Annotated in this window: 9 protein-coding genes; 7 read left to right on the top strand and 2 right to left on the bottom strand. The window is 61.4% G+C overall.

All coding sequences use genetic code 11. From position 1 onward, the window contains the following. Positions 1–176 precede the first annotated feature (176 nt). Positions 177–1,424 carry a cytochrome P450 gene (locus JOH52_RS18605; protein WP_107010473.1) on the bottom strand — a complete coding sequence of 416 codons (1,248 nt, stop codon included), beginning with the start codon at positions 1,422–1,424 and terminating at the stop codon, positions 177–179. A 171-nt stretch (positions 1,425–1,595) separates the two neighbouring features. Between JOH52_RS18605 and JOH52_RS18600 the strand changes: the two genes are divergently transcribed. The 7 genes from JOH52_RS18600 (at position 1,596) to JOH52_RS18570 (ending at position 12,412) form a co-directional block, all read left to right on the top strand. Then, positions 1,596–2,453: an endonuclease/exonuclease/phosphatase family protein gene (locus JOH52_RS18600; RefSeq protein WP_010969139.1), complete on the top strand. Its 858-nt coding sequence runs from the start codon at positions 1,596–1,598 to the stop codon at positions 2,451–2,453. Between the two features lie 108 nt (positions 2,454–2,561). After that, positions 2,562–4,127, top strand: coding sequence for a phospholipase D family protein (locus JOH52_RS18595; RefSeq protein ID WP_010969140.1), 1,566 nt, complete (start codon positions 2,562–2,564; stop codon positions 4,125–4,127). A 276-nt stretch (positions 4,128–4,403) separates the two neighbouring features. Next, positions 4,404–5,030 carry an ATP-dependent Clp endopeptidase proteolytic subunit ClpP gene (clpP, locus tag JOH52_RS18590; RefSeq protein WP_003531805.1) on the top strand — a complete coding sequence of 209 codons (627 nt, stop codon included), beginning with the start codon at positions 4,404–4,406 and terminating at the stop codon, positions 5,028–5,030. A 293-nt stretch (positions 5,031–5,323) separates the two neighbouring features. Beyond that, positions 5,324–6,601, top strand: coding sequence for an ATP-dependent Clp protease ATP-binding subunit ClpX (clpX, locus tag JOH52_RS18585; RefSeq protein WP_003531807.1), 1,278 nt, complete (start codon positions 5,324–5,326; stop codon positions 6,599–6,601). A 473-nt stretch (positions 6,602–7,074) separates the two neighbouring features. Then, a complete protein-coding gene (lon, locus tag JOH52_RS18580) occupies positions 7,075–9,495 on the top strand; it encodes an endopeptidase La (protein ID WP_003531808.1) in 2,421 nt (806 codons plus the stop codon). Positions 9,496–9,716: 221 nt separating this feature from the next. Then, on the top strand, positions 9,717–9,989 hold the full coding sequence (hupB, locus tag JOH52_RS18575; RefSeq protein WP_003531811.1) for a DNA-binding protein HupB: 273 nt from the start codon (positions 9,717–9,719) through the stop codon (positions 9,987–9,989). A 230-nt stretch (positions 9,990–10,219) separates the two neighbouring features. Beyond that, positions 10,220–12,412 (top strand): esterase-like activity of phytase family protein, encoded by a 2,193-nt coding sequence (locus tag JOH52_RS18570; protein WP_014529748.1) that lies wholly within the window; start codon positions 10,220–10,222, stop codon positions 12,410–12,412. Positions 12,413–12,598: 186 nt separating this feature from the next. Here the strand turns inward: JOH52_RS18570 and JOH52_RS18565 are convergent, their stop codons facing one another. Then, a complete protein-coding gene (locus tag JOH52_RS18565) occupies positions 12,599–13,072 on the bottom strand; it encodes a MarR family winged helix-turn-helix transcriptional regulator (protein ID WP_003531815.1) in 474 nt (157 codons plus the stop codon). Between the last annotated feature and the right edge of the window lie 72 nt (positions 13,073–13,144).

The following is a 13,144-nucleotide window of genomic DNA, read 5'->3' as shown; positions in this document are numbered from 1 at the left end:
TATCGACGGACGGCATCCGTCCCCACTTCCACCCTCATCCCTGTGCCTGTCACAGGGATCCAGCAGCGCCGCGTCTGCGGCGCGGGAAGAGTGTTTCAGCCCAAGGACTTGGTCTGGCTGGATTCCTGTGACAAGCACAGGAATGAGGAGGGGAGTGTAGCGATTTCGAGCCGCACTCACCAGACCAGATCGAGCCGCTCCAGACCATGAAAGTGGAAGGCGTCCTTGACCGGCGGCTCGTTCTTGAGCCGCATCCCGGGAAGCCGTCGGAACAGGATCGGCAGCGAAATCTGCAACTCCAGCCGTGCCAGCGGTGCGCCGATGCAGAAGTGCAGGCCGGCGCCGAACGAAACATTGGCGCCTTCGTTGCGGTCCGGCCTGAACGCATCGGGAGAGGAGAATTTGCGCGGATCGACGTTCGCCGCCCCCAGCATCAGGCCGATCTTGTCCCCTTTCCTGAGGGCGATGCCGTTCTCCAGCTCGATATCCATGAGGGCGTAGCGCTGGAAGATGTGCAAGGGCGCGGCGAAGCGCAGACACTCCTCCACGGTGCGCTCCGTCGCCTTCTCGTCCGAGAAAAGTTCGGCGGGCGAGAGGCCGGACTGCAGGATCGTGCGCACGGCATTGCCGATCTGATGAACCGTCGCCTCGTGGCCCGCATTCAGAAGGAGGACCGTGGTCGAAATCAGCTCCGCGTCCGACAGGCGCTCGCCGTCTTTCTCCGAGGTGATCATATGCGTGAGCAGGTCGTCGGCGGGGTTTGTCCGCTTCTCGGCTATGATCCCTTTCAGGTAGTCGGCGAACTCCGCCGATGCATTGTTGGCGTCGAACTCCGTTTCCAGGCTGGGATTGAACACGTACATCTTCACCATGCGGTGCGACCAGTCGAGCAGACGCGGCGCCGCTTCGACCGGAATGCCGAGCATCCGCGCGATGATGGTTACCGGGATCGTCTCGGCATAGGTCTTCAACAGCTCGGTCTCGCCATCCTTCTCGAAGCCGTCGATCACCGCATGCGAGAGCGCCTCGATTTCCGGCCTGAGCTGTTCGATCTGACGGGAGACGAAGGCGCGGTTGACGAGCGTGCGCAGCCGCGTATGGGCCGGAGGCTCCAGTTCGAGCAGCGAGTGCGCCTCGAGTGCATCGAAATCTTTCAGATGCGGTTTCGGCTCCGGCATGCCGAGTTCTTCCCGGGTCGCGACATGCAGGATCTGTCGGCCGAAGCGACGGTCGCGCAACAGGCTGTTCACCTGCTCGTAGCCCGCAAAGAACCACTGCTGCGGCTCTTCCCAGAAAAAGGCCGGACATTGCGCATGGAGCGCCGCGTAGGCCGGCAGCGGATTGCGGAAGAAACGGGGGTTGCGGACGTCAAGGGAGACGCGCCGGGCGGGGCCGTCGATGGTGATACCGGGGGCGATGGACATGATATCGACTCTTCGAATGCTGCAATCGGATGGCGATCCGCATCTCTATTGCGCCATGAGGGCTGACTGCAAGTGCCTCGGCACCGGAAGGAACAACATCGGCGATAGATACTTTTTCGGTAGCACCGCCCGACCTATTTGAGCATGATGCGGCAGCAAGCAGGGAGCGGCATGGCAAAGGCGCAAGGCAATCTATCCGCGGGCATTTTGGCGGCGATACGAAAGCGACGGCCCACGGTCGTCAACCGTGATGCCGCCGTGAACCGCGGCGACATCGTGATCGCCTCCTATAATATCCACAAATGCGTGGGCACCGACGGGCGCTTCGACCCGCCGCGAATTGCGCAGGTCATCGCCGAGATCGGTGCGGATATCGTCGCGCTTCAGGAGGCCGACCAGAGATTCGGCGAGCGCGCGGGGCTCCTGGATCTCGAGCACCTGCGCCGTGAGGCGCATCTTGTCTCCGTTCCGATTTCGCCTTTTAGCGAGAAAGGCCACGGATGGCATGGCAACGTCCTGCTTATCCGTGAGGGTGCGGTTTCCGACGTGCGGCAGCTGAAATTGCCGGGCGTCGAGCCGCGCGGTGCCCTCGTCGTCGATCTCGACCTGAAAGCGGGACCGTTGCGGGTGATCGCCGCTCACCTGGGCCTGCTGCGTCATTCCCGGGCGCGCCAGGCGGAAACGCTTTTGAAGGCGACGGCGGACGGTGCCGGCCGGCCGACGCTGCTGATCGGCGACCTCAACGAGTGGCGCATGGGCAAACGCTCCTCGCTCAGCTTCCTCAGTCCGATATTCGACCCGTCGCATTCAGCCGTTGCCAGTTTTCCCTCGCGCTTTCCGCTGCTGCCGCTCGACCGGGTTCTCGGCAATCCGCATCATCTGGTGACCTCGGTGGCCGTGCACGACACGCCGCTGGCGCGCGTCGCTTCGGACCATCTGCCCGTCAAGGCCTCGATCGATCTCAAGGTTGTCCAGAAGGACGGCCCCGAGGGTGAGGAGGCCCGATTGGCCGATGCGGGGCAGGGATAGCGGTGTCGCACGCCTCATAGAAGGCGCAATGGTCGCCGTCGTACTTTGGTTTCTGCATGTTTCACCCTTGATCCGGCTCCGGTGAAACCTGCGGCAGGGCAGCATCTGATGTGGTCGTGGGTTGCACTTTTTCTCGTAGCGCTCTGCGGGCTCTTCCTGGTCGCGGTCCTCTATGTCTACGGCTGGTTTGGCCGCAGGCCGCGGACCGAACCCTCATTCGCGCTCCCCATCGGCGGAGACGAGACGGGCATCGATCGGCAATTGGGCCCACTGCTGGGTGCCGCCCACCCCGGCGAGAGCGTGGTCGCGCTCATTTCCGATAACATCGAAGCCTTCGTTGCGCGGGCGCTTTCGGCGCGCCGGGCGGGGCGCAGCCTCGACCTGCAATATTACTACTGGAAGGACGACCTGACGGGGTTTCTGCTGACGCGCGAGATCATCCGGGCGGCCGACCGCGGCGTTCGCGTCCGCCTGCTGCTCGACGATATCAATGCAGGAATCCATGATCGTCTCTGCATTTCGCTCGACGCCCATCCGAATGTCGACGTGCGCCTCTTCAATCCAAGCCGGGCACGAACGGACCGCTTCCGCCGCGGGTTCGAAATGGCGATACGGGCCTTCAGTGCGACGCGCCGGATGCACAACAAGCTGTGGGTTGCCGATGGCCGGCTGGCGATATCCGGTGGGCGCAACATCGGTGACGCCTATTTCGACGCGGCCGAACTGTCGAACTTCCGTGACCTCGACGTCTGGATGGCGGGTCCGGTCGTCGACCAGGCGACGGCCATGTTCGATCTCTACTGGAACAGCACGTCGGTGCTGCCGATCGCAGCCCTCAGGACGCCGCGCAAGCAGTACCTTCCGGCGCTGCGAGAGGCGCTGGACGGGCTGGCGCGCACGGCGGCCGCGCGCTTCTATCTGGAAAGGGTCGCAGACGCGGCGGCTGCGGGTCCCGGCTCCTACTGGGGAAGCCGGACCCTCCATCGCAGCGCGGATGTGCGCATGGCGTTCGACCCGCCGGAAAAGGCGCTGATGCAGAAGCGGCAGAACTGGCTGCTGCGCGAACTGTTCCCGCTGATCAAGGGCGCCAGCCATGATCTGCGGATCATCTCGCCCTACTTCATCCCCGGCGCAGCGGGGACGCGCGTGCTGGCGCTCCTCGCGGGAAAGGGCGCGAGGGTGGCGGTACTGACGAATTCGCTCGCTGCAACCGATGTCGCGGCAGTGCATGGCGGCTACGTGAAGTATCGCAAAGGGCTGCTTGACGGCGGTGTCGAGCTCTACGAGCTCAAGGAGCGCGGTGATTTCTTCGATCGTCACCGTATGTCGCTGTTCGGAGCGCGAAACGCGAGCCTCCACACCAAGGCCTTCGTCGTCGATGGCCTCTGCGGCTACGTCGGCTCCATGAATTTCGATCCGCGTTCCGCGTCGCTCAACACCGAGATGGGCATCGTCTTTTCCGACGAGGCGCTCGCCGCCGAGCTCCAATCGATATTCGACGAGGAAACGGCGCCGGAACGGAGCTATCGCCTGATGCTGAAGGACGGCCGGCCCGCATGGCGGGATCGGACGAACGGCTCGCTGCGGCTGCTGCGGCGCGAGCCGGACGCAGGCATTCTCCGGCGGCTGATCGCTGGCGTGATCCGCTTTCTGCCGTTGGAGTCACAGCTTTGAGAGGCGACGGAATTTACCGGTCGTTTACCGCGCTATTGCGAATGCCTGTGAGGAAGGTGGCCGGGGGCATGCGCGACGGCATCAAGAATTGGAAAATTGTTCTACCGCCAATCCGCCACGCCGATGAAAAGCTCTGGACCCCGGGCCTGCGACTATTCAGTTTATCGAATGTTCGCGTCTTGAAGTGAAGGGCATTGACACTCTATGTAAGGTCTGAGGCTTATCCGATGATTCCGGTCCGCGAAGGGATGCGGTCCCGATTGATGAAGGTTCGATATGAGAAATCCAGTTGATACGGCCATGGCGCTGGTGCCGATGGTTGTTGAGCAGACCAATCGCGGCGAGCGATCCTACGACATCTATTCGCGACTGCTCAAGGAGCGCATCATCTTCCTGACGGGACCGGTCGAAGACCACATGGCGACGCTGGTCTGCGCACAGCTGCTGTTCCTCGAGGCGGAAAACCCGAAGAAGGAAGTCGCTCTCTACATCAACTCTCCGGGCGGTGTCGTGACGGCGGGCATGGCGATCTACGACACCATGCAGTTCATCAAGCCGGCGGTCTCGACGCTCTGCATCGGCCAGGCGGCATCGATGGGCTCGCTGCTGCTTGCCGCCGGTCACAAGGACATGCGGTTCGCAACGCCCAATTCGCGCATCATGGTCCACCAGCCCTCCGGCGGGTTCCAGGGCCAGGCGTCCGACATCGAACGGCATGCACGCGACATTCTCAAGATGAAGCGCCGGCTGAACGAGGTTTACGTCAAGCATTGCGGCCGCACCTACGAAGAAGTCGAGCAGACGCTCGACCGCGATCATTTCATGAGCGCGGACGAAGCGCTCGACTGGGGTTTGATCGACAAGGTGATCACGTCGCGCGATGCGGTCGAGGGCATGGAATAGGTTCGAACACGGGCTTTTGTGTCGCCACAGATGTAATTGTGACACATTTGTAATGGCGAAGGGGCTTTATCCGAGGGGCAAAGCCGTTAATATGAATCCTTAATGCTATGTTGGAACAAGGGGCATAGCATTCGGATTTGATGGGGAGAGTCGTTGCAACCGGTGATCGGGCCTCCGCCCGGACGGTGAGTACTCCCAAGAGCCTTGGGCGGCGCCTGGAGCCGACGTGCAAGGCGAACTGAGTGTCCGTGATATCTTTCCGAAGGTGTCCGGCGTGCTGGAAGGAAGTGGAAATGAGCAAGGTCAGCGGTAGCAACGGCGGTGACTCGAAGAATACCCTCTATTGTTCGTTTTGCGGCAAGAGCCAGCATGAAGTCCGCAAGCTGATTGCCGGACCGACCGTGTTCATCTGCGATGAATGCGTCGAACTCTGCATGGACATCATCCGCGAAGAGAACAAGACCTCGATGGTCAAGTCCCGCGACGGCGTTCCGACGCCGCAGGAGATCATCAAGGTCCTCGACGAATACGTCATCGGCCAGCAGCAGGCCAAGCGCATCCTGTCGGTCGCCGTGCATAACCACTACAAGCGCCTTGCCCATGCGGCAAAGAGCAGCGACGTGGAGCTGGCGAAGTCGAACATCATGCTGGTCGGGCCGACCGGCTGCGGCAAGACCTATCTGGCGCAGACGCTCGCCCGCATCATCGACGTTCCCTTCACGATGGCCGACGCGACGACGCTGACGGAGGCCGGCTATGTCGGTGAGGACGTCGAGAACATCATCCTCAAGCTCCTGCAGGCGGCCGATTACAACGTCGAGCGCGCCCAGCGCGGCATCGTCTACATCGACGAGGTCGACAAGATTTCCCGTAAGTCCGACAACCCGTCGATCACTCGCGACGTTTCGGGCGAGGGCGTGCAGCAGGCGCTTCTGAAGATCATGGAAGGTACCGTCGCCTCGGTACCGCCCCAGGGCGGCCGTAAGCATCCGCAGCAGGAATTCCTGCAGGTGGATACGACGAATATCCTCTTCATCTGCGGCGGCGCTTTTGCGGGCCTCGACAAGATCATCTCCGCCCGCGGCGAGAAGACGTCGATCGGCTTCGGCGCGACTGTGCGCGCTCCGGAAGACCGGCGCGTCGGCGAGGTGCTGCGCGAGCTCGAACCGGAAGATCTGGTCAAGTTCGGCCTCATCCCGGAGTTCATCGGGCGCTTGCCGGTTCTGGCGACGCTCGAGGATCTCGACGAGGATGCGCTGATCCAGATTCTGTCCGAGCCGAAGAACGCTCTGGTCAAGCAGTATCAGCGGCTTTTCGAGATGGAAGACGTCGAACTGAACTTCCACGAGGACGCGCTGCGTGAGATCGCCCGCCGTGCCATCGTCCGCAAGACCGGCGCACGCGGCCTGCGTTCGATCATGGAGAAGATCCTGCTCGACACCATGTTCGAACTGCCGACGCTGGAAGGCGTTCGCGAAGTCGTCATTTCGGACGAGGTCGTCAAGGGGACGGCGAGGCCGCTCTACATCTACTCGGAGCGTTCCGAGGAGAAGACCAACGTTTCGGCTTGAGGCCACAGCGCCGCGCGTCTTATCGGGCGCGCAACGCCGCTCACGATTGTTTGAAGAGCCCGCCGCGTGCGGGCTTTTTCATGGTGCGCCGTTGCGATCGTGGTGGCGAAGGGGTGGGGGGACCGGCGTTTTGGAGGACGGCTCTGCAGGCGCCGTTCCGGCCCGTTCGCTCGAATGTTTCAGTTCAAAATCATGGTGATCGCACCAATCGATTGTTGCTAAAGTGCCGCAACAACGCGATGATGTGCCGATTCAATGGATGCGTATTTGCGGACCGCGATATCCGGGCAGGTCGCAAGGTCTGCAACAGCATCCGAGCTTAAAGGTCGGGGATTATCCATGAAGGCGGGGATTGCGCCGTACCTTGAAAAGGCCTCTCTTGCACTCCACTTTCATGTACGAAATGTGACAGCCGGGAGTGCCGTAGAGGCTCCCGGAAACGGGCCCGAACATCGGGACGGAAAGGAAATGATATGACGAACAAAACGTCTCCGGCGACTGAAAGCGCGACCTATCCGGTTCTGCCGCTGCGTGACATCGTGGTCTTCCCCCACATGATCGTGCCGCTCTTCGTCGGCCGGGAAAAGTCGATCCGTGCACTCGAAGAGGTCATGGGTACCGACAAGCAGATCATGCTCGTGACCCAGATCAACGCTACGGATGACGATCCGGAACCCTCCGCCATTTACAAAGTCGGCACGATTGCAAACGTGCTGCAGCTTCTGAAGCTCCCCGACGGCACCGTGAAGGTTCTGGTCGAAGGACGGTCGCGTGCCGAGATCGAGCGCTATACGCCGCGTGACGATTTTTACGAGGCCATGGCCCATGCACTGCCCGAACCGGACGAGGATCCGGTCGAGATCGAGGCGCTGAGCCGTTCGGTCGTTTCCGAATTCGAGAGCTATGTGAAGCTCAACAAGAAGATTTCGCCGGAAGTCGTCGGCGTCGCGAGCCAGATCGAAGACTACTCGAAGCTCGCTGATACCGTCGCATCCCACCTGTCGATCAAGATCGTCGAAAAGCAGGAAATGCTGGAGACGACGAGCGTGAAGATGCGCCTCGAAAAGGCGCTCGGCTTCATGGAAGGCGAGATTTCGGTTCTTCAGGTCGAAAAGCGCATCCGTTCGCGTGTCAAGCGCCAGATGGAGAAGACGCAGCGCGAGTACTACCTCAATGAGCAGATGAAGGCGATTCAGAAGGAGCTCGGCGACAGCGAGGACGGCCGCGACGAGATGGCCGAGCTGGAAGAGCGCATCTCCAAGACGAAGCTCTCCAAGGAAGCCCGCGAAAAGGCGGATGCGGAGCTGAAGAAGCTGCGCCAGATGAGCCCGATGTCGGCGGAAGCGACTGTGGTCCGCAACTATCTCGACTGGCTGCTGGGCCTGCCCTGGGGCAAGAAGTCGAAGATCAAGACCGATCTCAACCACGCCGAAAAGGTGCTGGATACCGATCACTTCGGTCTGGACAAGGTAAAGGAACGTATCGTCGAGTACCTGGCGGTGCAGGCCCGTTCGTCCAAGATCAAGGGGCCGATCCTGTGCCTCGTCGGTCCTCCCGGCGTCGGCAAGACGTCGCTCGCCAAGTCGATCGCCAAGGCGACCGGCCGCGAATATATCCGCATGGCACTGGGCGGCGTTCGCGACGAGGCCGAAATTCGCGGCCATCGGCGGACCTATATCGGCTCCATGCCGGGTAAGGTCGTCCAGTCGATGAAGAAGGCGAAGAAGTCCAATCCGCTCTTCCTGCTCGACGAGATCGACAAGATGGGCCAGGACTTCCGTGGCGATCCGTCTTCGGCGCTTCTGGAGGTGCTCGACCCGGAACAGAACTCGACGTTCATGGATCACTACCTGGAGGTGGAATACGACCTCTCCAACGTGATGTTCATCACCACGGCGAACACGCTCAACATTCCGCCGCCGCTGATGGACCGCATGGAAGTCATCCGCATTGCCGGCTATACCGAAGATGAAAAGCGGGAGATTGCCAAGCGGCACCTGCTGCCGAAGGCGATCCGCGATCATGCGCTCCAGCCGAACGAATTCTCCGTGACCGATGGCGCCCTTATGGCGGTCATCCAGAACTACACGCGAGAAGCGGGCGTGCGCAACTTCGAGCGCGAGCTGATGAAGCTGGCGCGCAAGGCGGTGACGGAGATCCTCAAGGGCAAGACCAAGAAGGTCGAAGTGACGGCCGAGAACATCCACGACTATCTCGGTGTGCCGCGCTTCCGCCATGGCGAAGCCGAGCGCGACGATCAGGTCGGGGTGGTCACCGGTCTCGCCTGGACCGAGGTCGGCGGCGAACTGCTGACGATCGAGGGCGTGATGATGCCCGGCAAGGGCCGCATGACGGTTACCGGCAACCTGCGTGACGTGATGAAGGAATCCATTTCGGCAGCGGCATCCTATGTCCGCTCGCGCGCGATCGATTTCGGCATCGAGCCGCCGCTGTTCGACAAGCGCGACATTCACGTCCACGTGCCCGAGGGAGCAACCCCGAAGGACGGTCCGTCCGCCGGTGTGGCCATGGCGACGGCGATCGTGTCGGTGATGACCGGTATCCCGATCTCCAAGGACGTGGCGATGACGGGTGAAATCACCCTGCGTGGACGCGTCCTGCCGATCGGTGGTTTGAAGGAGAAGTTGCTGGCGGCTCTGCGCGGCGGCATCAAGAAGGTGCTGATCCCCGAGGAGAACGCCAAGGACCTCGCCGACATCCCTGACAACGTCAAGAACAGCCTCGAAATCATCCCCGTTTCGCGGATGGGCGAGGTGATCGCGCACGCGTTGCTGCGGCTTCCGGAGCCCATCGAATGGGATCCGGCAAGCCAGCCGGCCGCCCTGCCGTCCGTTGATTCGCAGGACGAAGCGGGCACTTCGATTGCCCACTGAGGCAGTGCAGATAGGGTGGTAAGTGTGTCCCGCTTGCGCCCTTCGGCCAGAAAAACAAGGAAGACCGGCGTTCTGCCGGTCTTTTTTGTTGTAAAAGCATGCTGCAACCCTTGCATTCCAAGGGATTAGGCGCAATTGGGAATGGCAAGACGTGGGCATTGCTCTCGCAGCCCCGCCTTAAGAAGACAGTCGTTTCGAACCAGCATGAAAGGGGTGGAAACATGAACAAAAATGAGCTCGTGGCTGCCGTAGCCGACAAGGCCGGACTCTCGAAGGCAGATGCGTCTTCTGCCGTTGATGCAGTTTTTGAGACCATTCAGGGCGAACTGAAGAACGGCGGCGACATCCGCCTCGTCGGCTTCGGCAATTTCTCCGTATCGCGCCGCGAAGCCAGCAAGGGCCGCAACCCGTCGACGGGTGCGGAAGTTGACATCCCGGCACGCAACGTGCCGAAGTTCACGGCCGGCAAGGGCCTCAAGGACGCCGTCAACTAATTTACCGATTGAGCGGCGGGTGCCTCCGTCCGCTACTGGTTCATGTTCCATCTGTCGCGATACCGCCCAGGCGGCATTCGGCAGGTTGATTGAGGCCCGGTCATCCGGGCCTCTTTTCATTCCAAGCCTCGCTGTCATCCAGCTGTTACAGGACAGTTGCAAAAGCCTCCCGTCCGACGTTTTCGGACGCACGCGGAAGCGCAAAGGCGTGTCGCGACAAGGAGGGACAGATGAAAGCATTTTCCATCACCACGGCATTGGCCGCGGCGCTTGCCGCATCGACGGCATCGGTCGTTCAGGCCGAACAGGTATTCAATCGCATCGCGTCCTTTGCGGTGGCCACGAATTTGCCCGAGGGAGCCGAGCGGAACGCGCCGACATCGGCCGAAATCATCACCGCAAGCGAAGACGGCAATACGCTGATCTATTCCGACAGTCCCGGCAAGCGCATCGGGTTCATCGACATCACCGATGCCAAGGCGCCTGAGGCAGGCGGTATCGTCTCTTTCAGCGGGGAGCCGACTTCGGTCGCGGTAGCCGGCGCCAAAGCGCTCGTTGCCGTCAACACGAGCGAAAGCTTTACCAAGCCGTCCGGCGTGCTCGCCGTGGTCGACATTGCCGGGAGGAAGGTGGACGCCACCTGCGATCTCGGCGGCCAGCCGGACTCGGTGGCCGTGAACAAGGATCGGACGCTTGCCGCAATCGCGATCGAGAACGAGCGCGACGAGGACGTCAATGACGGGCAGATCCCTCAGATGCCTGCAGGCGATCTCGTGATCCTGTCGCTGAAGGACGGGGCGGCCGATTGCGCGACGATCAAGCATGTGACGCTGACCGGTCTCGCCGAGGTCGCCGGCGACGATCCCGAGCCGGAGTTCGTTGCCTTCAACGGCAGGGACGAGATTGCACTCACCCTCCAGGAGAACAACCACATCGTCGTCATCGACGGCAAGTCCGCGACCGTGAAGACGCATTTCCCTGCGGGCACGGTCGATCTCGAAGCTATCGACACCAAGCGTGACGGCTCCATCGCCTTCACCGGCGAGCAGGCGGGCCGCAAGCGCGAACCCGATGCGATCAAGTGGCTCGACGACGATCGTCTGGTCGTCGCCAATGAGGGCGACTACGAGGGCGGGAGCCGCGGCTTCACGATCTTCGACACGACCGGGAAGGTCCTCTACGAATCGGGAGCAGGCTTCGAACGCGCTATCGCGTCGATCGGCCACTATCCGGAAAAGCGTTCCTCGGCGAAGGGCGTCGAGCCGGAAGGCCTGGAACTGGCGCAATTCGGCGAAGACAAGCTTTTCTTCGTTCTGTCCGAGCGTGCCTCGATCGTCGGCGTCTACAAGGATACGGGCGGCGAACCGGAGCTGGTGCAGCTTCTGCCCTCCGGCGTTTCGCCCGAGGGCGCTGTCGCCATTCCCGGGCGCAACCTGTTTGCGACCGCCAACGAGGTCGATCTCGTAGAAGACGGCGGGGCGCGGTCGCATGTCATGATCTACGAGCGCGGCGAGGGGGAGGCTGCCTATCCGCAGATCCGTTCCGTGGAGAAGGACGGGCTGCCCATCGGCTTCGGGGCGCTTTCCGGTCTTGCCGCTGCCGACAAGCCCGGCTTCCTGCATGCGGTCAACGATTCCGTCTTCTCGTCGCAGCCGACCATCTTCACGATCGACGCTACGCAGAAGCCCGCGCTGATCACGGAAGCCCTGCCGATCATCCGTGACGGCGCTCCCGCCCAGAAGCTCGACATCGAAGGCATCGCCAATGATGGCGAAGGCGGCTTCTGGCTCGCTTCGGAAGGCAATTCCGACAAGCTCTACAGCCACGCGCTGCTGCACGTGAACAAGAAGGGCGAGATCAAGCAGGAGATCGCGCTGCCGGAGGAATTGCGCGCCAACGAGATCCGCTACGGCTTCGAAGGCGTCGCAGTCGTGGGCGAAGGGGACGATCAGGTTCTCTGGATGGCTGTGCAGCGCGAATGGAAGGATGACGAGAAGGGCTTCGTCAAGCTCGTCTCCTACAAGCCGTCGAGCAAAGAATGGGGCGCCGTGCGCTATCCGCTTGAAAAGTCGGAGGAAGGCTGGGTCGGCCTGTCGGAAATCTCCGTTCATGGAGACTACGCCTATATCGTCGAGCGTGACAATCTGATCGGAGAAGCCGCCAAGCTCAAGAAGCTCTACCGCGTTGCGCTTGCGGATTTGAAACCCGCGGCGCTCGGCGGGGAACTGCCTGTCGTGAACAAGGAAGAGGTGCGCGACCTCATTCCGGACCTGCAGTCGCTCAACGGCTATGTCGTCGACAAGGTCGAAGGCTTTGCAGTCGACGCAGCCGGCAACGGCTATGTCGTCACCGACAATGACGGCGTCGACGATTCCTCCGGCGAAACGCTGTTCTTCTCCATAGGCGCGATGGACGCCATGTAAGCGTCCCATCCCGAGAAAAAGGAAGAGGCCGGGACATGACGTCCCGGCCTCTTCCTTTGCATTCGAAGCGAAGCTCAGAGCGGGATGAGGAAAAGTGTGCGCGGTTTTCCGCCCGCATCCCGCTCCAACTTTTTGGAGTCGATCACGTTCATGTTTTTAGGTCGATCCGACCTAAAACATCGTGATCTAGCGCGCGACGGCAATCTCGGCGGCTTCCGCTTCTTCCTTGCGCTTGCGGATGTCGTCGGTTTTCTCGACGAGTTTGCTGACGATGTCATAGAGTTGGTCGAGTTGCTCGTCGTCGAGCGCCGAAAAGATCTCTTCGATGAGCTGCTTGCGCGGATGTTCTGCAGCCTGAAGTACGGCCCGGCCGGTCTCTGTTATCGAGACGATCTTCGCGCGGCGATCCTCGGGGTCGGGCTTTCTCATGACCAGACGGTCGCGTTCCAGTCCGTCGATCGCCTCGGTCACCGTTCGCGGAGCGAAATTCAGCGCACAGGCTATGTCGGTAGACCGACAGGGTCCGAGCTTGCTCAGGAAGAACAGGAACTTGCTCCTGGCAAGCGATACGCCTTCTTCCGTCATGGACTCGTTCACCAGCCGATGAACGCGATGGTAGAGCTCGAACAGCTTGTCGGAAACCTCGAATGTCTTCTTCATGACCTTATGAGTTATTATGAGGGGCCATGTGAAATGGCAGTGACATTATTGATAGTCACAATTGCCGCATTT

Origin of the sequence: Sinorhizobium meliloti, from assembly GCF_017876815.1 — a bacterium.
In the GTDB taxonomy this organism is placed as follows: Bacteria; Pseudomonadota; Alphaproteobacteria; order Rhizobiales; family Rhizobiaceae; genus Sinorhizobium; species Sinorhizobium meliloti.
This window is presented reverse-complemented; position numbering and strand designations above follow the sequence as displayed.

Bases quoted from the DNA above. Each gene is read 5' to 3' on its own strand.
- clpX (WP_003531807.1), top strand. From the start codon at position 5,324: ATGAGCAAGGTCAGCGGTAGCAACGGCGGTGACTCGAAGAATACCCTC.
- clpP (WP_003531805.1), top strand. From the start codon at position 4,404: ATGAGAAATCCAGTTGATACGGCCATGGCGCTGGTGCCGATGGTTGTT.
- JOH52_RS18570 (WP_014529748.1), top strand. From the start codon at position 10,220: ATGAAAGCATTTTCCATCACCACGGCATTGGCCGCGGCGCTTGCCGCA.
- JOH52_RS18600 (WP_010969139.1), top strand. From the start codon at position 1,596: ATGGCAAAGGCGCAAGGCAATCTATCCGCGGGCATTTTGGCGGCGATA.
- JOH52_RS18565 (WP_003531815.1), bottom strand. From the start codon at position 13,072: ATGAAGAAGACATTCGAGGTTTCCGACAAGCTGTTCGAGCTCTACCAT.
- hupB (WP_003531811.1), top strand. From the start codon at position 9,717: ATGAACAAAAATGAGCTCGTGGCTGCCGTAGCCGACAAGGCCGGACTC.
- JOH52_RS18595 (WP_010969140.1), top strand. From the start codon at position 2,562: ATGTGGTCGTGGGTTGCACTTTTTCTCGTAGCGCTCTGCGGGCTCTTC.
- lon (WP_003531808.1), top strand. From the start codon at position 7,075: ATGACGAACAAAACGTCTCCGGCGACTGAAAGCGCGACCTATCCGGTT.
- JOH52_RS18605 (WP_107010473.1), bottom strand. From the start codon at position 1,424: ATGTCCATCGCCCCCGGTATCACCATCGACGGCCCCGCCCGGCGCGTC.